We start from the raw sequence: 19,651 nt of genomic DNA, 5'->3' as shown, positions 1-19,651 counted from the left end.
CTGCAACGGTGCCGTTTCTGTCGTCATTCACCACGACGGGTACTGTCTTCCCCCGTCACGGGTGAACCGGATTTTTCCGGAAGTGCAATGGAAGACAACCAGGGAGGAACGACATGATCGTCAAAGCCAAAGGCTCCTCTGCCATTCTTAAAGGCAGTGCAGTTGCGGTCGCACTCGGTCTTGCGGTATTTGCCAATCCGGCAGCAGCAGACCAGTACACCGACGCGGCAAAAAAATGGATCGATAGCGAATTCCAGCCGTCGAGCCTTGATAAAGATGCCCAGATGGCCGAACTTGAATGGTTCATCAAAGCAGCCGAGCCGTTCCGCGGCATGGAAATCAACGTGGTATCCGAAACCATCACCACGCACGAGTATGAATCAAAGGTTCTGGCCAAAGCCTTCTCGGAAATCACCGGGATCAAGCTGACCCATGACCTGATCGGTGAAGGCGACGTGATCGAAAAACTGCAGACCCAAATGCAGTCCGGTCGTAACATTTATGACGCCTACATCAATGACTCCGACCTGATCGGTACGCATTCGCGTTACGATGCGGTCGTTCCGCTGACCGACTTCATGGCAGGCGAAGGCAAGGACGTTACCTCGCCGACGCTCGACCTTGAAGACTTCATCGGACTGTCCTTCACCACCGGTCCGGATGGCAAACTTTACCAGCTTCCCGACCAACAGTTCGCAAACCTTTACTGGTTCCGCTATGACTGGTTCCAGCGCGAAGACCTGCAAAAGCAGTTCAAGGACAAATACGGCTATGACCTAGGTGTTCCGGTCAACTGGTCGGCCTACGAAGACATCGCCGAATTCTTCACCAATGACGTGAAAGAAATCGACGGTAAAAAAGTCTATGGTCACATGGACTACGGCAAAAAAGACCCGTCTCTGGGTTGGCGCTTCACCGACGCATGGCTTTCGATGGCTGGCGCTGGCGACAAAGGCATCCCGAACGGTCTTCCGGTTGATGAATGGGGTATCCGCGTTGAAGGCTGCGCACCTGCAGGTTCCAGCGTCACCCGTGGTGGTGCGGCAAACGGCCCGGCGGCTGTTTACGCTCTGACCAAGTACATCGACTGGCTCAAAGCCTATGCCCCACCAGAAGCAGCCGGCATGACCTTTGGCGAAGCCGGTCCGGTTCCGGCTCAGGGCCAGATTGCCCAGCAGATATTCTGGTACACCGCCTTCACCGCCGATATGGCTAAAAAAGGCACCCCGGTCGTGAACGAAGATGGCACGCCGAAATGGCGTATGGCACCTTCGCCGCACGGCCCGTACTGGGAAGAAGGCATGAAGCTTGGCTATCAGGACGTGGGTTCCTGGACTCTCATGAAGTCCACCCCGCCGGAACGCCGTCAGGCAGCATGGCTGTACGCACAGTTCGTGACCTCGAAAACAACCTCGCTGAAAAAGACCCTGACCGGTCTGACCCCGATCCGTCAGTCTGACCTGGATACCCAGGCCATGAGTGACATCGCACCAAACTGGGGCGGTCTGGTTGAATTCTATCGTTCCCCGGCCCGCGTCCAGTGGTCGCCGACCGGTACCAACGTTCCGGATTACCCGAAACTGGCTCAGCTCTGGTGGCAGAACGTTGCCGAAGCTGTAACCGGCGAGCGGACCCCGCAGGAAGCCATGGATAACCTTGCAACGGCAATGGACCGCGTTCTGGAACGTCTTGAACGCGCAGGCATCGGTGGTGAATGCGCACCGAAACTGAACGAGGAACAGGATGCACAGTACTGGTTCGACCAGCCCGGTGCTCCGAAGCCGAAACTTGATAACGAAAAACCGCAGGGTGAGACCGTCAAATACGACGATCTGATCGCGGAATGGAGTGCGGCCCAGAAATAATCCTGGCCACACAATTGGGGGGTGCCGGGGATGATCTATCATCCCCGGCCGTCCCGCCGATTTTTCCGACAACTGATTTGTTCATACCGATTTCAAAGCACGATCCGGCTTTATGGATTGATAAAAACCCGGGACATCCGGCAAACCGGATGCAAGCCCCCGTAAGGGGAATGTCTGGCTCATGGCGGGCAAGACAGGGAGGAAACAGTGAATACCGCGATTAGAAAACGTCGCGCTGGCCTTGGCATTCAAGGTCGGCTCATGGCTTCTTTTGCCCTGATTCTGGTACTGGCCGGTATTTCATCGGTGGTTTCCTGGATTTCGTTTGGCAACAGTCGTGCGCTTGTCGCCGACATCACCACCGACAGCCTGCCTTCAATCATCCGGCAGATGGAACTTGCCATGGATGGTGTTGGACTGGCGGCTCAGGCACCGGTTCTGGCCACATCCCGCAATGCAGATGAACTGGCTGAAACTGAGGCACGCCTTGATGCCCTGATCAGTGATGCCCGCACCCGCCTTGGCGAAATTGCCGGAACCAATCCGGAACCCCAGATGCTGCCCGTCGCCGCGGCGGATGCCGAAGCTAACGCAACTGCAGGTAACATCGAAATACCGGATCAGAATCCTGATCAAGCGCAGGAGCAGATCGGGGAGCCGACACAAACCGTTGCTATCGACGCAATTGAAACCCTGACCGCACAGCTTGACGATATTGTTGCCCGCCGCAACACACTGCATGAATTGACCATGCAGCGGCTTGAACTTGAAAAGCAGCGCGGTGATCTGACCCTTGATATGGTCTTTGCATATAGCGATCTTTCGGAATTCATCAATCCGCTGGTCGAGGTTGTCGATATCGATGTATCGCGCGGCATATCGCGTATTGCCGGGGGCAATAGCGATGCAGCGGGCGAACTTGAAGGAACCATCAAATTTTCCCAGCTAATTTCGGAAATCCGCGCCAATGTGAACCTTGCATTCGGCATGCTGACCGCAGCCATCGCCGTGCCAGAAGGCGATGCCATGGACGAGGTCCGCAATCAATGGAGTTGGGCGGAACTTCGCATTTCAGACGCGCTGGAAAAATTGCCCGATAACAATGATGGCACCCAGATAAAAAAACTGGGCGAGGCATTGCTGGTTTATGGTGCTGGCAAAGACAGCGTTTTTGATCTGCGTGAAACCGAATGGGATAATCAGTACAAAACCGAGCAAACCCTTGAGGCCACCCTGACCAGCGCCGAAGCGCTAAGCGCATCCATCGAACAACTGGTCGATGCCAAACGTCTTGAGGTCGATAACAGTGCAGCGAATGCCCTGTCGCAGGTGGTTCGCGATCAGCAGGTGATTGCCCTGATCGGTATTGCGGTTCTGGTGATCTCGCTTCTGATCCTGATTTTCTATGTCCGGGGTAACCTGATCAAACGCCTGCTCCGCGTCATTGACGGCATGCGCCGAGTAGCGAATGGCGATCTTTCGACCGAGGTTCGCGATACCGGTCGCGATGAAATCGGTCGCATGGCCGAAATTCTCGGACAGTTCCGCGAAACAAGCCTTGCCGCCCAGCGGGCCGAGGAAAATGTCGCCCGCGAACGCGAAATCGCCGAAACCGAACGTCGCCGCGCCATGCTGGAACTGGCCGACGCGTTCGAGGCATCGGTGATGCAGGTCGCAAAGGATGTGTCACGCGAAGCCGAAAACATCCAGACAACATCCAATCAGGTGCGTGAACAGGCAGAAATCGCATCCAGCAATGCCACCGGCGTTGCCGGTGCGTCCGAGGAAATATCGATCAATATGGCGTCCGTTTCCGACGCGGCGCAATCGCTGTCCGAACGCGTGCGTGATACCGGCCTTCGTGCCCAGCAGTCGGTGAATGCCGCGACCAACGCAGTCGATGCTGCCCGTCAAACCAGCGACACCATGCACGAACTTGAAACCGGTGCCCAGGAAATCGGTGAAATCCTTAACCTTATTCAGGATATCGCCGCCCAGACCAACCTTTTGGCCCTGAATGCAACAATCGAGGCCGCCCGTGCAGGCGACGCGGGCAAAGGCTTTGCCGTCGTGGCACAAGAGGTCAAAAACCTTGCCAATCAGACCGGCATGGCAACCGACCGGATTGCCCAGCGCATCACCGGGATCCAGGCAACAACCGGTGTCGCGGTACAGGCCATCGCCACCATCCGCGATAGCATCACCGGCATTCACGAAACGGTCGGCGAAATGTCGGCAGCGGTTGACGAACAGCAGGAATTTGTCGCCGAAATCGCCAGCAACGTCGAACAATCCGCCACCGCCGCCAGCGAAATGAATGAAACGATTGCACAGGTCAGCACCGCCGCAGGCGACAATCTGCAGGCCATCGATGGCCTGCGTCAGGCAACAGATCGCCTGCGTCATCAATCGGACGATCTCGGAAAACGCGTGCGCGACTTCCTTGACTCCATCCGGTCCGAGCAAACGGTAGCAACACGACAGCAAGGCTATGAAACCATCAATGAAGCCTCCCTCCCGTGAGTGCACCTATCCGGGGCCCGATAAGGATGCCCTTCCCCCGAACGTCACGGTCGGGTCCCGGAATTTTTTCGTCCGGTTTCATTAGCCAACAAAAAACGATACACAGGAAACAGCATGAAAAATTCGATCGCGCATATCCTGAAATTCTCGGCCGTCACGGCAGGCGTCACGCTTTGCCTGATGGCGACGGCAACCGCCGCATCCCCGCTTGATGAAGGGGTAAATTCGTATCGTCACGGCAATTTCGAAGCTTCGGCCAAAACCTTTGCCCCGCTTGCCGAACAGGGCAACGCCACCGCGCAGTACCTTCTGGCCTGTCAGATGATTAACGGGGTTGGCGTCAATGCCGATGAAAAACGTGGCTGGGGTTGGATGAAAGCATCAGCCGACAATCACAATCCGGATGCCAGCATGGTCATCGCCCGAAGACTGGAAGCAACCGGCGCGAAAACCGACAATATCAGACCGCTTTATCAACAGGCCGCAGATCAGAACCAGACACAGGCAATGCTGTGGCTTGCCCTTGACGCCATGGATCAGGGCAAGTCCGATCAGGCAAAACAGCATCTGAGTACTGCATGGGAAGCTGGCGATCCGCGGGCGGCAACCTTGCTTGCCAATCGATTTGCAGACAGTGACGCCGCCCGTTATCAATATCTGCGTCAAGCCGCCGAACGTGGTGAAATGCGTGCAGCTGCCTATCTTGCTGAAGAAGCCCGCACCATTGGTGACCCCGTCGAAGCTGTTGGTTGGTGCGCCATCGCGACAGGCCTTCCAGGCCATGATCAGCATGCGGACTGGAAATCGATTGGCGATGCCGTAGAAAAAAACTGCAGTCAGTATGACAAGGATCTCTCCTCAGCTGACCGTGCTGCAAACCGCGAAAAGGTCGATCAGTTCCTTGCAAGATTCTTTTACGGCTACAACCCCTGGAAACCATGGCGCCCCTGCGCCGTGAACTAGCCAAATGAAAAAAGCCCCGATCTTGCAGATCGGGGCTTTTAATTTGCGGGCCACATTAATTAATTTGGATCGTCGGCTTTGACCGCCTCGACAAGAAGCGTACTTCCTTCAATCCCGCAGACACGGACTTTCTGACCTTCGGCAAGTTCGTCATCCGACTTCAGGACCCAACTTGATCCATAGACGTTTTGACGAACGCGGCCATTGGTCGTCTTTTCTGTCAGAACAGTCGTTTTTCCGACCAGCGATGACCGCGTGCTGCTGACATCTTCCTCTTGCGCCCCCGAACATGCGGGACGAAAGAACCGCCGCCCGATTACAAATGACAGCACACTGAACACACCAAATGCGATCAGTTGTAGTTCCACCGAGACATCGGGAACCAACAGGACAACAAAACCCGCTGCTGCTGCCGCAACTGACAACCATAGGAAAATGATTCCCGGCAGCAACATTTCAAGCACCAGCATCAGGCAGGCCAGAATCCACCAATGCCAGAACTCAATGCCCAGTTCAGAAAATAAATTCATTTTGGCAATCCCGAGATCGTTCTAGCTTTTGTTTGTCTGAGAAATCGTTTTGATCAATTCGGTCACACCGCCAATCGATCCAACAACACCAGACGCATCCAGCGGCATGAAGACAAGTTTGCTGTTAGGGCTTGATGCGATCTGGCCAAGCGATTCAACATATTTCTGGGCGACAAAGTAGTTGATTGCCTGAACATCGCCTTCTCGGATGGCTTTGGAAACCGTTTCGGTTGCTTTGGCTTCTGCCTCGGCCGTGCGTTCGCGTGCCCGCGCATCAAGCTCGGCAGCGGCCATGCGTCCTTCGGCTGCCAGGATCGCCGCAGATTTTTCACCTTCGGCGCGCTTGATGTTGGCTTCTCTCTCGCCATCAGCCTCAAGGATCAGCGCGCGCTTCTCGCGCTCAGCCTTCATCTGACGGTTCATCGCTTCCGTAAGATCCTCAGGCGGCTGTACATCCTTGATTTCAACTCGGGTGATCTTAACCCCCCAATCACTGGTCGCTTCATCAAGAACAGCCAGAAGCAGCAAGCTGATTTTCTCCCGATTTGACAGCATTTCATCAAGTTCCATGGAACCAAGGACACTGCGCAAATTGGTCATGGCCAAATTCTGTACGGCATAATCAAGGCGCTCGACCTTGTAGGCGGCATCTTTGGTATTGGTTACCCGGATAAAGACCACACCGTCGACCACAACAGATGCGTTATCGCGCGAGATCACTTCCTGACTGGGGATATCAAGCACACGTTCCATAAGGCTCATGCGCTGTCCGACACGATCAAAAACCGGGATCAGGATATGCATTCCAGGATCAAGTGTCCGCAAATACCGACCAAGCCGTTCGACGGTAATTTCGTAACCCTGCGGAACGATCTTGACGCTCAAAAACGTCAGAACAACAGCCAGAAAGACAAAAGCGACAGAAAATATTGCAAAGGTTGAATGCATGATAAGCCCTAATTATTTAAGCTGGACGCCGAATAAACGGCATTAACAAGGTCCGTTTTATTCAAAACCTCAGCGAAACGATACGTTTAAAACAAAACAGATTTAATCATAGGGATAATATGCATTTGCTATGCAAGAAAATTGTGTGAATGCCTTATCGTAAAACCATCAGATACTTGCAGTACAAGTCGAGCCTCAAAGACGCTTTTCATCGATATGTCCTGAAAGCATTTCATCAAGCGCACTGAGATCTTCGGGCGCGTTGACATTGACAAACAGAGCCATGTCGCCAGACCGCACCGGAAACGCCACATTCGCGGCCCGCATGGCACGCAGTGCCCCGCCAACGCGGCGGTCTTCATCGCGAAGTTGGGTGCCAATGATACCAGCCCCGGCGCGATGCCAGATAGCAGACAGGTAGTGATCCCGTCCGGCATGGCTGGCAAAGGCTGCCTTTTCACCGCCCTCTGTCGCCGCCTTAATCAATTGGGCGACCATATCATCGGGTACAATCGGGCAATCGACGGGAAAGGAAACCAGCCAGTCGACACCATCGGGCAAACTCAATAATCCGCCCAGAATCCCGCCCAACGGCCCCAGCCCCGGTTGGGGACTGTCTGGAACGACCGGCAGATTGAACTCAGCAAAAAATGCCCCGCCTTCGTTGCTGGAAATCATCAGGTGATTACATTGCGCGGATGCCGCGCTGATCGCATGCGCAATCAAGGGTTTGCCGGCCAGTTCACGAAACGGCTTGTTTCCGCCCATACGTCGCCCCTCGCCCCCGGCCAAGATCAATCCGGCGACTTTCGGACGATTGGATATGCTGTTTGCTTTGGTTGGCATCGGCGGGATTACGTCCATTTATTCTGATCAGGGTGGCATAGCAGCATTGCCCACGGGGCATTTGCCGTGGGGGTATTTTGCCCCTATATCGGGGTCAAAGACAATGACAGCTTGCTGTCACGCGATCGGACGACCGAATACGCCTGATGATGACGACCGGGGACGGCCCCTTTGAACCAAGAGGCCGTTATGGCTTGGATTGCATTGCTTTTGGCCGGATTTCTCGAAGTTTGTTGGGCTGCTGGCCTTAAATACTCCGATGGTTTTACCAGACCCGTTCCGACAATTTTTACCCTGATTACCATGGCCGGAAGCTTCTGGCTTCTGACCTTTGCCATGCGCAGCATTCCGCTTGGCACCGCTTACGCGATATGGACCGGGATCGGTGCGGTTGGCGCGGTGATATTTGGCATAATCGTCCTTGGCGAAGCCCTTAGCTTTGCAGGAATTATCGGGCTAAAGCTTTTCCAACCTGCCTGAATAATACGGGCGGCCCTCAGGCCTCCCGCTTTCCAAATCCCCTTGGAAGAGGATTAAATTACACGCCCGCTGGAATTCCGCTGCGTTCCACCTTGCGCGGAGACGTGAGCTCCTTCCATTTCGACAACGCCTTGTTGACCGCTGGGTACGGTTCGCGCGGGACGAACTCCCCATCACCGCATTTGCCAACGACAACGCCTTCCTCGGCAGCAATCCGGCCACGGCTGATGGTGTAGCGCGGCAGACCGGTGACTTCATGTCCTTCGAATACGTTGTAATCGATGGCAGACTGCTGATGTTTGGCAGTGATGGTTTTCGATGCCTTCGGATCCCATACGACAAGGTCCGCATTCGCCCCGACAAGGATTGCGCCCTTGCGCGGATAGACATTCAGGATTTTGGCAATATTGGTCGAAGTCACGGCAACAAATTCATTCATCGTCAGACGACCGGTATTCACGCCATAGGTCCACAGCAATGGCATGCGGTCTTCAAGACCACCAGTCCCGTTTGGGATTTTGGTGAAATCACCAACGCCCATGCGTTTCTGCTTTGTTGTGAAGGCACAATGGTCGGTTGCAACGACCTGCAGGCTACCGGATGCCAGACCGTTCCACAGACCATCCTGATGCAGTTTGCTGCGGAAAGGCGGGGACATTACGCGGCGAGCCGCGTGATCCCAGTCCGCGTTCGCATATTCACTTTCATCCAGAATCAGATGCTGAATCAGCGGTTCGCCAAACACGCGTTTACCATTGGCTCGCGCGCGGCGAATGGCTTCGTGTGCCGGTTCACAGGACACATGCACGATATAAAGCGGCACATTGGCCATATCGGCAATCATGATCGCACGGTTGCACGCCTCGCCCTCGACATCGACAGGCCGGGAATAGGCATGTGCCTCGGGCCCGTTATTGCCTGCATCAAGCAGGCGTTGCTGAAGGGTTGCAACCACATCGCCGTTTTCAGCATGCACCAATGGCATCGCGCCCAGTTCCGAACAGCGCGAGAAAGATGCGAACATTTCGTCGTCATCAACCATCAACGCGCCCTTATAGGCCATGAAATGTTTGAAGGTGTTGATACCCTTCTCCTCGACAACGATTTTCATCTCGTCAAAGACCTGCTCGCTCCACCAGGTGACCGCCATGTGGAACGAATAATCGCAAACCGCCTTGGTCGATTTGTTGTCCCACGCCTGAAGCGCTTCAAGCAGCGACTGATTGGGTGCCGGCAGGCAGAAATCGACAACCATCGTCGTACCACCGGCAACCGCCGCCTTGGTACCGCTTTCAAAATCGTCTTCGGAATAAGTGCCCATAAAGGGCATTTCAAGATGCGTATGCGGGTCAATCCCACCGGGCATGACATAGCAACCGTCGGCATCAACAACCTTGTCCCCGGTCAGGTTCTGACCGATCGCGGCAATCTTGCCATTTTCAATCAGGATATCGGATTTGTATGTCAGATCGGCGGTAACGATTGTTCCGCCACGAATAACCATGGACATGGGTGGCTCCTTGTCTGTCAGTCTGTCGTAGGGTCCGGAAAGTTGCGGGAAAGCCCCGGCATCCCTGCCCGATTTCAGTTTCGTCAGATGGTTTGTCCCCCGGCAGGTTTGTTGCACCTGCCGGGGGATCGGATCGTTACATCGACGCCTTGTCGGTAACGGCGTGGGTCCATGCGCCTTCCGGCTCTTTGGTGATAACCGGATCGGAACCGCCCGACAGAAGGCTATCCACGGTGCGCTGATAGGCCGCTTCGTCAAGCTTTCCGTCGTCATCCAGCAGCTTGGCGATTTCCTGCATCATGCGGATCTGATGTTTTTCGGTCTGGGCACCGGTTGCATCGTTATCCAGAACGATCATCGCCGCGTCTTCCGGATTTTCCTTCGCCCACTGCCAGCCCTTCATGCTCGCAGCAACAAAGCGCCCCATCTTGTCTACGAAAGCCTCGTCCTTCAGATTGTCTTCAAGAACATAAAGGCCGTCTTCAAGGGTCGCGACACCCTGATCTTCGTATTTGAAGACCTTAAGCTGATCTTCAGTGATACCGGCATCGATAACCTGCCAGTATTCGTTATAGGTCATGGTCGAAATGCAATCGGCCTGCTTTTGCAGCAGCGGATCAACGTTGAAGCCCTGCTTAAGAACCGTAACGCCTTTTTCCCCGCCATCGGTCGGAATACCAAGCTTCGACATCCAGCTCAGGAAAGGATATTCGTTGCCAAAGAACCAGACACCAAGCGTGCGGCCCGGGAAATCATCCGGGCTTTCAACACCGGTTTCCTTAAGGCAGGTCAGCATCATGCCCGACTTGGCAAAGGGCTGCGCAATGTTTACCAACGCAACACCCTTTTCTCGCGATGCCAGTGCGGATGGCATCCAGTCGACAATCACATCGGCACCACCACCGGCAATAACCTGTGGCGGGGCAATGTCCGGACCGCCCGGATTGATCGTGACGTCAAGACCGGCTTCTTCATAGAACCCTTTGTCCTGCGCCACATAGTAACCGGCGAACTGTGCCTGGGTTACCCATTTAAGCTGCAGGGTGACTTCGTCCGCCGCCATCGCCGAGAGCGATGTCAAACCGACACTTAACCCTAACGCAGTCGCAAATACTTTCTTCATTCGTCGATGTCTCCTCAGGTTATTGTCAAGTCCTCCCGACGGGCCGTCTTTTGATGCCTTTAATGGCGACGTACCCGAAATGACGGATGCCATGACGTCGCCTTTCTTTCGACGTAGGCCACAGCTCCGTAAAAGGCGGTCCCCGCCAGGGCCGCCAATGCAATTTCCGCCCAGACCATATCGACATTCATCCGCCCGACTTCGGTCGAGATACGGAAACCCATGCCAACGATCGGGGTACCGAAAAATTCGGCAACGATGGCACCAATCAGTGCCAGCGTGGAGTTGATTTTAAGTGCGTTAAAGACAAACGGCATTGCAGCCGGCAACCGTAACCGGAACAGGGTAGACCAGTAACCCGACGCATAAGTTGCCATCAGGTCCTTCTCAAGCGCGCCTGCAGCATTCAACCCGGTCACGGTATTTACCAGCATCGGGAAGAAGGTCATGATCACAATCACCGCCGCCTTCGACTGCCAGTCAAACCCGAACCACATCACCATGATCGGCGCCACACCGATGATCGGCAGGGCAGACACCATATTGCCCAGCGGCAGAAGCCCCCGTTTCAGGAACGGCACCCGATCCACCGCAATCGCAACGATAAAGGCACTGCCGCAGCCAATCACATAACCGCTGATAACGGCCTTGATGAAGGTCTGTTGGAAATCGGCAGCCAGAATGTCGGTCGAACTGATGAAACGAAGCCCAATGGCACTTGGCGCAGGCAGCAAAACCTGCGGCACTCCAAAACCAGCCACGATCACTTCCCAAAGGAACAGCAACCAGACGCCAAACGCGATCGGCACCAGAATATTGGCTGATTGCTGTTTCGCCATTTCAAGGCTGCGATAACGCGCAACCACATCAATCCCCCGCCAGACAAACGCCCAAAGCGATAGGATAAACAACCAGAACCCGGTTCCAGCATGACCGGCAATACCATAATCATAAAGCGCTGCTATCGCCTGCCAGCAACCAAACACCGCCACCACAAGTATGATCGCCGCATACTGAATGTGCCCCACACCAAGCCACGTAAATGCAGCACCGGCAATCACGCATAGTGCCATCGCCACCGCAATACCGGAAATGTCGCTAACAAAGGCGATCTGTTTGCCGCTTTCCGGATCAACCCCGCTCAGCGGAAAGATCAAAGCCAGCAAAGCCGCGATTGCTGCAACCAGACAGAATTTATCAAGTTTGATAGTGGTCATCCGCGTACTCCCATTCTGGCAAGTACACGACGTTCACACCATCCAACCATCACCACCATGATCGCGGCAACAAGGGCCGCGGTCAGCAATGCCGACCAGATCTGGATGGTTTGCCCGTAATACGACCCGGCCAGAAGACGCGCGCCCAACCCAGCCTGCGCCCCCGTCGGCAATTCACCGACAATTGCCCCCACCAGACTGATCGCAATCGCAACCTTCAGACTGGCAAACAGGTAAGGCATCGCCGATGGCAGGCGAAGCGACCAGAAAGTCTGCCATTTCGATGCATTGTAGGTCCGCATCAGATCAAGCTGGATCACCTGCGGCGAACGCATGCCCTTGACCATGCTGATCGTCACCGGGAAGAAACACAGATAGGTCGAAATGATTGCCTTTGGCATCAGTCCCTTAAGTCCAATCGCGCCGAGCACAACGACGATCATAGGGGCAATGGCAAGAATCGGAATGGTCTGGGATGAAATCACCCACGGCATCAGGCTTTTTTCAAGTGTCACCACATGAACGATCCCGACCGCCAGAAAAATGCCAAGTGCTGTACCGATCACAAATCCCAGCAGGGTCGATGAAAGCGTCACCCATGTGTGGTAAACCAGCGACCGTTTGGACGTGATCGAAGTCGCAAAAATGGTTTTATACATTTCCTGCGCGACCTGATGGGGGGCAGGAAGGATCGGCCGTTCCTGTGCCAGCGTATCTTCGATCAAGCGCGTCGTTGTCCAGGTTTCGCCGGCGCGGTTATAGCGATCAATCTGGGTCGGCGCGTTCATGAACACCGCCCCTACATACCAGATGACAAACAGCGCAATCAGAACCACCGTCACCGGGCCAGCCTGCCCGGACATCAGGCGCGACCAAAGCGACGCATCGCCGATTGCACCATTCATCGTTGCGGCATTACTCGTCATAGCTGTGCCCTGCCCGCAGCCCTTCACGCACACGATGGGCTACTTCCAGGAATTCCGGGGTTTCGCGGATATCGAGGCCGCGATCCTTCGGAAAATCGGTTTTGATCACATCAATGATCCGGCCTGGCCTTGGCGACATCACAACGATCTTGGTCGACAGGTAAACCGCCTCGGGGATCGAATGGGTCACAAACGCGACCGTCTTGTTGGTCCGCGCCCACAATTTCAAAAGCTGTTCGTTCAGATGATCACGAACAATTTCATCCAGCGCCCCGAACGGCTCATCCATCAGAAGCAGATCGGCATCGAAGCTCAGCGCACGCGCAATTGATGCACGTTGCTGCATCCCGCCCGAAAGTTGCCACGGGAATTTCTTTTCAAACCCGTTCAGTTCGACAAGTTTAAGTGCCTCGTGCCCCCGCTTGATGCGTTCTTCACGGGAAATTTCCATAATTTCCAGCGGCAGGGTCACGTTGCGTTCAATCGAACGCCACGGCAGCAATGCCGGTGCCTGAAACACATAGCCATAAGCACGATTTTCACGCGCTTCCTGCGGGGAAACGCCATTGATCGAAATATCGCCACCCGTGGCCTTTTCCAGATCCGCAATCACGCGTAACAGCGTGGTCTTGCCACAGCCCGACGGGCCGATAAAGGAAACGAACTCGCCGCGTTCGATTTTCAGATCAACATCAGACAGGGCATAGACCGGCCCGTCAGCGGTTTGAAAGGTCAACGACAGTTTTTGAATATCAACAACTGCGTCGGCGGATGCGGGCATTTGCGCCACATTATTGACGACTGCTTTTAACGTCATGGGGTATCCCCTGATCGAATGTCTCTCTAAAGCCTCCCTCAGGGTCGTTGCCCTGAACCTTGCCGACTTGTCTTTTGTCCGGTCATTTGGCGCCGGAATATAAAATGTCGGTCAAAGCAAAACGGCGAGCGGGACACGTACTCCGTTCGCCGTTAAATCTCAGTTGCCGTCGGTCAGGCGGGTATAGGTCGAAGGCCGACGATCGCGGAAAAACTGCCATGTGTTCCGCACTTCACGTACCATGGACATATCCATGTCATGCACGATCAGTTCGTCCTGATCGCGCGATGCTTCCTTTTCAATCACGCCACGCGGATTGACAAAATAGCTCTGGCCGTAAAACTCGCCAATGTTCCACGGCATTTCCCGGCCAACCCGGTTGATCGCCCCGATATAACATCCGTTGGCAACTGCCGATGCGGGTTGTTCCAGCTTCCACAGATGTTCAGAAAGCCCGGCCACCGTTGCCGACGGATTGACGATATATTCCGCCCCATTTAACGCCAGCGCACGCCAGCCTTCCGGAAAGTGTCGGTCATAGCAGATATAAACGCCAAGCTTGCAATATTGGGTATCAAACACCGGCCAGTCCGAAACGCCGGGCTTGAAGAAAAACTTCTCCCAGAAACCGGCAACCTGCGGGATATGGGTTTTGCGATATTTGCCAAGATAGGTCCCGTCGGCATCAATCACGGCGGCGGCGTTGTAATACACACCGGTAATTTCCTGCTCGTAGATCGGAACGACGATGACCATCTTGTGTTTCTTGGCCAGTTCGCACATCAACTGCGTGGTCGGGCCGTTCGGGATTTCTTCGGCCGCGTCATACCATTTCCTGTCCTGGCTGGGGCAGAAATAGGGTTGTGTGAAAACTTCCTGAAAACACAAAACCTGCACGCCCTGCCGCCCTGCCTCTTCGATATAGGGCAGATGCGCGTCGATCATGGCTTGACGAATTTCGTCTGGCGACTGTTCGGTTGAACCTTTAAGGCTCATCTGAATCAGTCCGCCTCTCAGCATAGACATCCGAGATACCTCCTTGATCTGATATATGCCATGTGTCGGCTTTTGCCGATCTTGTGGCTTGGTGCGGTCTGCGCCCCCAATTCCCATGATGGGACGCAAACCGGAAAATCGTGAAACGTAACGTCTCCTTCGGGCTTTCGCCCACCCTGCCCGCAATGGGACAGGGTTGAAATCAGTTCTTAGTCAATTTCCTTCAACACTTCGCGCAGCGTGCCAAACAGCTGATCGATATGAGATTTTTCAATGATCAGCGGCGGTGAAAGCGCAATGATATCGCCCGTGGTGCGGATCAGGATGCCCTTCTCGAACGCCTTGAGGAATGCACTAAAGGCCCGCTTGGTCGGGAAGCCTTCGATGCTTTCAAGTTCGATCGCACCGATCAGACCAAGGTTGCGGATATCCTTGACCTTCGGCAGATCAATCAGGCTGTGAACCGCATCTTCCCAATATTGGCCAAGTTCCTGCCCCTTGGTGTAAAGGCCTTCTTCCTCATAGGTCTCAAGCGTCGCGAGGCCCGCCGCACAGGCAACCGGGTTGCCCGAATAGGTATAACCATGGAACAGCTCGATCATGTTTTCCGGACCGGTCATGAACGTGTCATGGATGTCGTCAGTGGCGAAAACCGCCCCCATGGGGATCGTGCCGTTGGTAAGCCCCTTTGCAGTCGTCACCAGATCTGGCTGAACACCGAAATAATCCACCGCAAACGGGGCGCCAAGGCGACCAAAACCGGTAATGACTTCATCAAAGATCAGAAGAATGCCATGCTTGGTGCATATCTCGCGCAGTCGTTCCAGATAGCCCTTTGGCGGGATCAGAACACCGGTCGACCCTGCAACCGGCTCGACAATAACGGCCGCTATGGTCGACGGATCATGAAGCGCGCAAATACGTTCCAGATCATCGGCCAGAAACGCACCATGTTCCGGCTGGCCGCGGGTAACGCCGTTTTCGTCAGGCAGATAGGTGTGACGGATATGGTCAACCCCACCCAGCATCTGGCCAAAGGTCTTGCGGTTGCCCGAAATACCACCAACCGAAATACCGCCGAAATTGACACCGTGATAGCCACGTTCACGACCGATCAAACGGGTCCGCTGCCCGTCCCCGCGTGCCCGGTGATAGGCAATCGCGATTTTAAGCGCGGTCTCAACCGATTCAGAACCGGAATTGGTATAAAAAACATGGTTCAGATCGCCCGGCATAAGCTGCGCCAGACGGCTGGCAAGCTCGAACGCCTTGGGATGGCCCATCTGGAATGCCGGGGCATAATCCAGTTCGTCCATCTGTGCCTTGACCGCCTCGACGATCCTGGGACGCTTGTGACCGGCGTTGCAGCACCAAAGCCCGGCAGTACCGTCCAGAATCTGGCGGTTGTCATCGGTCTGGTAATACATACCTTCCGCGCTGACAAGCATGCGGGGGGCCTGCTTGAACTGGCGGTTCGCCGTAAACGGCATCCAGAATGCCGAAAGATCGTTCGGCCGGCTGATTTTCGTGGTGGCTGTCATAAAAAGGTCTCCCGTACCTTTCTTGTGCTTCCCTGACATCGTTTTGGCGGGCCAAATCAATGTCCGACTTTATTAAATAGTCAGACCGCCCCGACTGAGCGATATGTCGCACATAGGGCAGTTTGGACTACACCTGAATAAGGGTGCAGAAAAATCGTTAGCACGGGAATCTCCCATGCACTAGCGCTTTAAAGTCACCGGGAACTGGTTTCGAATTTTCGACTGCCAAATGCCATTTCAGCGACCCTGATTTTTGTTTACGGCACCGAATTTCTCTTTATCTTTCACCGGTGTTGTTCAAAATTTTGGACATACCCGGTTGGTTCGGCGCGTATTTTAAGCTTGCTTTTTAGTATCTAAAGTAGAGATTATTTTAACCTGACCAAACGGTCAAGATAAATGACGCAATTTCGGGGAACGTCGATGAGTGCAGTCAAATCCGGGCAAAACGGCGCACATAAAGCCGCCATTCGTCAGGAAAACGAAGAGCAAATTCTTGCCGCTGCCGAGCTGGTTTTTGCCGATTACGGCTTCAAGGGCGCAACCACCGCGCGGATTGCCGAAATTGCCAAGGTGCCCAAGGCCAATGTGCATTACTATTTCAGCACCAAAGAAGCCCTTTATCGCCGGATTATGGAAGACATTTGCGATCATTGGCTTGAAGCGGCAATGACATTTGAAAACAGTTCCGACCCGGCCGAAATTCTGCGCGGCTATATCGAAGCCAAGATGGATCTGTCGCGTGCCCGCCCGCACGGTTCGCGCGTCTGGGCGCACGAAATCATCCGTGGCGCAAAGTTCTCGTCCGACTACATTTCAACCACAGTCAAAAACTGGCTTGATAGCCGCGTGGTGGTAATCAATCGCTGGATCACAGAAGGCAAGATGGACCAGGTCGAACCATACTCGCTAATGTATATGATCTTTGCCACAACCCAGCATTACGCCGACTTTGCCCGTCAGATCGAAATCTTCAACAACGATCAACCGCTATCGGATACCCAATTCGCCGAGGCCAAGGAAAATGTCGTGCGCATCATCCTGAAAGGCGTTGGGCTGTCTTAAAGGCAACCACCGCAACAAAGCTGCCTACCCCAACCCCACACTAACGAATAGTTGAAAAATATCCCCATCCCCCAAATCTGAAATCGACAAACACTGATCTATTTTCAACGGGGGCCAGCATGCATTTTCAACGCGTATTCATGTACGCGATCCAATTTGGCATCATGCCTATGCTTGTTCTGATGTGCATGGTCCTGTCCGCAAGCACCAATCATGCCCATGCCGCATCTGATACCTGCAAACAGATTGTCGTTGGCGGTGCGGCAGGATGGGAACCGATTTCTTACTTCGACAGCAATGGCCATGCACAAGGCATTTCGATTGATATCCTGCGTCGATACACGCAAGAGAACAATATCAGCCTGAAAGTGCATTTTGAAATCCCGTGGAACCGATCGATCCAGATGCTAGAAGCCGGTGAAATTGATGTGATGGCAGGTGCCTATTACACGGCCGAACGCGCGATGACTTTCATTTATTCCCTTCCGTATGCATTCGATGATGTCATGGTCTTTCAGCATATTGACCGACAATTTTCCGTGCAAAATATCGAAAGCCTGATCGGTCACAGCGGTGCCCGCCCCCAAGGCGGGAGCTACGGCGATTTCATTGACCGGTATGCCATTGATAGGCTCGACATGATTTATTCACCAACCGGCAACCGCATATTCGATATCCTGATGAACGGGCGGGTCGATTATGTGTTGCTCGGGCGATATGACGGCATGGCCAATATCTCGCTTGATGGTATCGAGCAACAGGTGATTGCCATTGAACCACCGCTGGCCGTGAACGAAGTTCAATTCATGTTTTCGCGCAACAGCCCGTGCGTTCCGCACATCGCCCGGATCAACGACTTGATCACGGAACTGGAAAGCAACGGACAACTTTCCGAATGGGTCGCCCTTCACCTGCCCAAATCCAACAGCAACTGACAAAAAAAGACCGGCACAAAGGCCGGTCCAGTCTGGAGTATTCAGGGCAGGTTCTTGATATCGCCTAGACAGATTGCGTCATGACCGTTTCATCGGCCTTGGCCAGAACGGCATGCAGCAGAACCTGCCCGCCCGCGTCCGACCAATGCTTGTGAACTTCCTCTATCTCGTTATGGGAAATGCCATCAACACACGGGATAAAGATCATCGCGGTCGGAGTCACTTGCGCCAGATAGCACGCATCATGACCGGCACCCGACACAATTTCGCGCGCCGAGTAACCGCCGACCTCAACCGCGTTGCGCACCGCATCGACACAGGTTTTGTCGAACGGAACCGGCGCATAATAGAATATCTGCTCAAACTCGGTTTTAAGGCCGATCTCGGCTGCGATCTTCTCGACACCTTCGCGAAGGGCCTTATCCATATCGGCCAGGACCGCGTCGTCAGGATGGCGGAAATCGACAGTAAAGAACACCTCGCCCGGAATCACGTTGCGTGAATTGGGGTGAATCTGCATCATCCCAACCGTCGCACAGGCCAACGGGGAACGATCCAGACCGATCCTGTTGACCAGATCAACCACCCGTGCCGCCCCCAGCAACGCATCCTTGCGGGTTTTCATCGGTGTCGGTCCGGCATGGGCCTCAACACCGGTGAACCTGATTTCATACCAGCGCTGCCCCTGTGCATCGGTGACTATACCGATATCCTTGCCTTCATCCTCAAGGATCGGGCCCTGTTCGATATGGGCTTCGAAATAGGCGCCCATCGGATGGGCATCAATTGTTGCCTCGTCATCGCCAAGATAGCCGATGCGTTTCAATTCCTCGCCCATCGTCTTGCCATCGACATCAGCACGCGAATGGCCGTATTCAAGATCAAACACTTTGGCAAAAACGCCTGATGCGACCATTGCAGGGGCAAAGCGCGACCCTTCTTCGTTGGTCCAGCAAACGACTTCAAGCGGTGCTTCGGTTTCATATTTGGCTTCGTTCAGAGCCCGGATTACTTCAAGCCCCGAAAGCACACCATAAACGCCATCATATTTGCCCCCTGTCGGCTGGCTGTCCAGATGGCTACCCATCACCACCGGTGGCAGATCGGGATTGCGTCCTTCACGGCGCGCAAAGATATTGCCCATCTTGTCGATGCGGATCGTGCACCCCTCGGCCTTGCACCATTTGATGAACAAGTCTCGGCTCTCACGATCCAGATCGGTCAGCGCCAATCGGCAAACGCCATCCTTGGCGGTTTTGCCGATCTTTGCCATTTCCATCAGGCTGTCCCAAAGCCGGTCGCCATTGATCGACAGATTGCGCACACTTGGTTGAACGGTCATTTAGATATCCTTTTGTCTGTCTTC

General features: G+C 54.4%; 17 protein-coding genes. 6 read left to right on the top strand and 11 right to left on the bottom strand.

The features are described from left to right. Positions 1–113: 113 nt before the first annotated feature. The 3 genes from TH468_RS20670 to TH468_RS20660 all read left to right on the top strand — a co-directional run bounded on the left by TH468_RS20670 (position 114) and on the right by TH468_RS20660 (position 5,351). Positions 114–1,865, top strand: a complete 1,752-nt coding sequence (locus tag TH468_RS20670) for an ABC transporter substrate-binding protein (RefSeq protein WP_139834776.1) — start codon at positions 114–116, stop codon at positions 1,863–1,865. 261 nt (positions 1,866–2,126) lie between these two features. Further along, positions 2,127–4,388: a methyl-accepting chemotaxis protein gene (locus tag TH468_RS20665; protein ID WP_085646329.1), complete on the top strand. Its 2,262-nt coding sequence runs from the start codon at positions 2,127–2,129 to the stop codon at positions 4,386–4,388. A gap of 114 nt (positions 4,389–4,502) precedes the next feature. Then, positions 4,503–5,351, top strand: a complete 849-nt coding sequence (locus tag TH468_RS20660; protein ID WP_085646328.1) for a tetratricopeptide repeat protein — start codon at positions 4,503–4,505, stop codon at positions 5,349–5,351. Between the two features lie 59 nt (positions 5,352–5,410). On the opposite strand, the gene TH468_RS20655 is transcribed toward TH468_RS20660, so the two are convergent. The 3 genes from TH468_RS20655 to TH468_RS20645 form a co-directional block, all read right to left on the bottom strand. After that, positions 5,411–5,881, bottom strand: coding sequence for an NfeD family protein (locus tag TH468_RS20655; RefSeq protein ID WP_085646327.1), 471 nt, complete (start codon positions 5,879–5,881; stop codon positions 5,411–5,413). Between the two features lie 21 nt (positions 5,882–5,902). Continuing rightward, positions 5,903–6,829, bottom strand: a complete 927-nt coding sequence (locus TH468_RS20650; protein WP_071240571.1) for an SPFH domain-containing protein — start codon at positions 6,827–6,829, stop codon at positions 5,903–5,905. A 195-nt stretch (positions 6,830–7,024) separates the two neighbouring features. After that, complete coding sequence (locus TH468_RS20645) at positions 7,025–7,675, bottom strand: NTP transferase domain-containing protein (RefSeq protein WP_085646347.1); 651 nt, start codon at positions 7,673–7,675, stop codon at positions 7,025–7,027. 189 nt (positions 7,676–7,864) lie between these two features. On the opposite strand from TH468_RS20645, the gene TH468_RS20640 reads away from it, so the two are divergent. After that, positions 7,865–8,155, top strand: a complete 291-nt coding sequence (locus TH468_RS20640; protein WP_085646326.1) for a multidrug efflux SMR transporter — start codon at positions 7,865–7,867, stop codon at positions 8,153–8,155. A gap of 58 nt (positions 8,156–8,213) precedes the next feature. Here TH468_RS20640 and hydA read toward each other — a convergent pair whose 3' ends face one another. The 7 genes from hydA to TH468_RS20605 form a co-directional block, all read right to left on the bottom strand. Next, the gene (hydA, locus tag TH468_RS20635) at positions 8,214–9,665 is read right to left on the bottom strand and encodes a dihydropyrimidinase (RefSeq protein WP_085646325.1); all 1,452 of its coding nucleotides are present in this window, start codon (positions 9,663–9,665) and stop codon (positions 8,214–8,216) included. A 136-nt stretch (positions 9,666–9,801) separates the two neighbouring features. Beyond that, complete coding sequence (locus TH468_RS20630; protein WP_085646324.1) at positions 9,802–10,788, bottom strand: ABC transporter substrate-binding protein; 987 nt, start codon at positions 10,786–10,788, stop codon at positions 9,802–9,804. 59 nt (positions 10,789–10,847) lie between these two features. Next, positions 10,848–12,005, bottom strand: a complete 1,158-nt coding sequence (locus TH468_RS20625; RefSeq protein ID WP_085646323.1) for an ABC transporter permease — start codon at positions 12,003–12,005, stop codon at positions 10,848–10,850. Next, complete coding sequence (locus TH468_RS20620) at positions 12,002–12,931, bottom strand: ABC transporter permease (RefSeq protein ID WP_085646322.1); 930 nt, start codon at positions 12,929–12,931, stop codon at positions 12,002–12,004. The genes TH468_RS20625 and TH468_RS20620 overlap by 4 nt, the downstream gene beginning before the upstream one ends. Further along, a complete protein-coding gene (locus TH468_RS20615; RefSeq protein ID WP_085646346.1) occupies positions 12,921–13,712 on the bottom strand; it encodes an ABC transporter ATP-binding protein in 792 nt (263 codons plus the stop codon). The genes TH468_RS20620 and TH468_RS20615 overlap by 11 nt, the downstream gene beginning before the upstream one ends. 195 nt (positions 13,713–13,907) lie before the next feature. Next, positions 13,908–14,774 (bottom strand): nitrilase-related carbon-nitrogen hydrolase, encoded by an 867-nt coding sequence (locus tag TH468_RS20610; RefSeq protein ID WP_085646345.1) that lies wholly within the window; start codon positions 14,772–14,774, stop codon positions 13,908–13,910. Between the two features lie 179 nt (positions 14,775–14,953). Further along, on the bottom strand, positions 14,954–16,285 hold the full coding sequence (locus TH468_RS20605) for an aspartate aminotransferase family protein (RefSeq protein ID WP_085646321.1): 1,332 nt from the start codon (positions 16,283–16,285) through the stop codon (positions 14,954–14,956). A 423-nt stretch (positions 16,286–16,708) separates the two neighbouring features. Here TH468_RS20605 and TH468_RS20600 point away from each other — a divergent pair, with 423 nt between their 5' ends. Both TH468_RS20600 and TH468_RS20595 read left to right on the top strand, forming a co-directional pair. After that, complete coding sequence (locus TH468_RS20600) at positions 16,709–17,350, top strand: TetR/AcrR family transcriptional regulator (protein ID WP_085646320.1); 642 nt, start codon at positions 16,709–16,711, stop codon at positions 17,348–17,350. Positions 17,351–17,469: 119 nt separating this feature from the next. Continuing rightward, positions 17,470–18,285, top strand: coding sequence for an ABC transporter substrate-binding protein (locus tag TH468_RS20595; protein WP_085646319.1), 816 nt, complete (start codon positions 17,470–17,472; stop codon positions 18,283–18,285). Between the two features lie 64 nt (positions 18,286–18,349). On the opposite strand, the gene TH468_RS20590 is transcribed toward TH468_RS20595, so the two are convergent. After that, positions 18,350–19,627 (bottom strand): Zn-dependent hydrolase, encoded by a 1,278-nt coding sequence (locus TH468_RS20590; RefSeq protein ID WP_085646318.1) that lies wholly within the window; start codon positions 19,625–19,627, stop codon positions 18,350–18,352. Between the last annotated feature and the right edge of the window lie 24 nt (positions 19,628–19,651).

The organism is Thalassospira sp. MCCC 1A03138 (assembly GCF_002115785.1).
Classification (GTDB): domain Bacteria; phylum Pseudomonadota; class Alphaproteobacteria; order Rhodospirillales; family Thalassospiraceae; genus Thalassospira.
This window is presented reverse-complemented; position numbering and strand designations above follow the sequence as displayed.

What these genes read in the sequence shown, in the direction of transcription:
- TH468_RS20670 (WP_139834776.1), top strand. Translation starts at nt 114, where the DNA reads ATGATCGTCAAAGCCAAAGGCTCCTCTGCCATTCTTAAAGGCAGTGCA.
- TH468_RS20665 (WP_085646329.1), top strand. Translation starts at nt 2,127, where the DNA reads ATGGCTTCTTTTGCCCTGATTCTGGTACTGGCCGGTATTTCATCGGTG.
- TH468_RS20660 (WP_085646328.1), top strand. Translation starts at nt 4,503, where the DNA reads ATGAAAAATTCGATCGCGCATATCCTGAAATTCTCGGCCGTCACGGCA.
- TH468_RS20655 (WP_085646327.1), bottom strand. Translation starts at nt 5,881, where the DNA reads ATGAATTTATTTTCTGAACTGGGCATTGAGTTCTGGCATTGGTGGATT.
- TH468_RS20650 (WP_071240571.1), bottom strand. Translation starts at nt 6,829, where the DNA reads ATGCATTCAACCTTTGCAATATTTTCTGTCGCTTTTGTCTTTCTGGCT.
- TH468_RS20645 (WP_085646347.1), bottom strand. Translation starts at nt 7,675, where the DNA reads ATGCCAACCAAAGCAAACAGCATATCCAATCGTCCGAAAGTCGCCGGA.
- TH468_RS20640 (WP_085646326.1), top strand. Translation starts at nt 7,865, where the DNA reads ATGGCTTGGATTGCATTGCTTTTGGCCGGATTTCTCGAAGTTTGTTGG.
- hydA (WP_085646325.1), bottom strand. Translation starts at nt 9,665, where the DNA reads ATGTCCATGGTTATTCGTGGCGGAACAATCGTTACCGCCGATCTGACA.
- TH468_RS20630 (WP_085646324.1), bottom strand. Translation starts at nt 10,788, where the DNA reads ATGAAGAAAGTATTTGCGACTGCGTTAGGGTTAAGTGTCGGTTTGACA.
- TH468_RS20625 (WP_085646323.1), bottom strand. Translation starts at nt 12,005, where the DNA reads ATGACCACTATCAAACTTGATAAATTCTGTCTGGTTGCAGCAATCGCG.
- TH468_RS20620 (WP_085646322.1), bottom strand. Translation starts at nt 12,931, where the DNA reads ATGACGAGTAATGCCGCAACGATGAATGGTGCAATCGGCGATGCGTCG.
- TH468_RS20615 (WP_085646346.1), bottom strand. Translation starts at nt 13,712, where the DNA reads ATGCCCGCATCCGCCGACGCAGTTGTTGATATTCAAAAACTGTCGTTG.
- TH468_RS20610 (WP_085646345.1), bottom strand. Translation starts at nt 14,774, where the DNA reads ATGTCTATGCTGAGAGGCGGACTGATTCAGATGAGCCTTAAAGGTTCA.
- TH468_RS20605 (WP_085646321.1), bottom strand. Translation starts at nt 16,285, where the DNA reads ATGACAGCCACCACGAAAATCAGCCGGCCGAACGATCTTTCGGCATTC.
- TH468_RS20600 (WP_085646320.1), top strand. Translation starts at nt 16,709, where the DNA reads ATGAGTGCAGTCAAATCCGGGCAAAACGGCGCACATAAAGCCGCCATT.
- TH468_RS20595 (WP_085646319.1), top strand. Translation starts at nt 17,470, where the DNA reads ATGCATTTTCAACGCGTATTCATGTACGCGATCCAATTTGGCATCATG.
- TH468_RS20590 (WP_085646318.1), bottom strand. Translation starts at nt 19,627, where the DNA reads ATGACCGTTCAACCAAGTGTGCGCAATCTGTCGATCAATGGCGACCGG.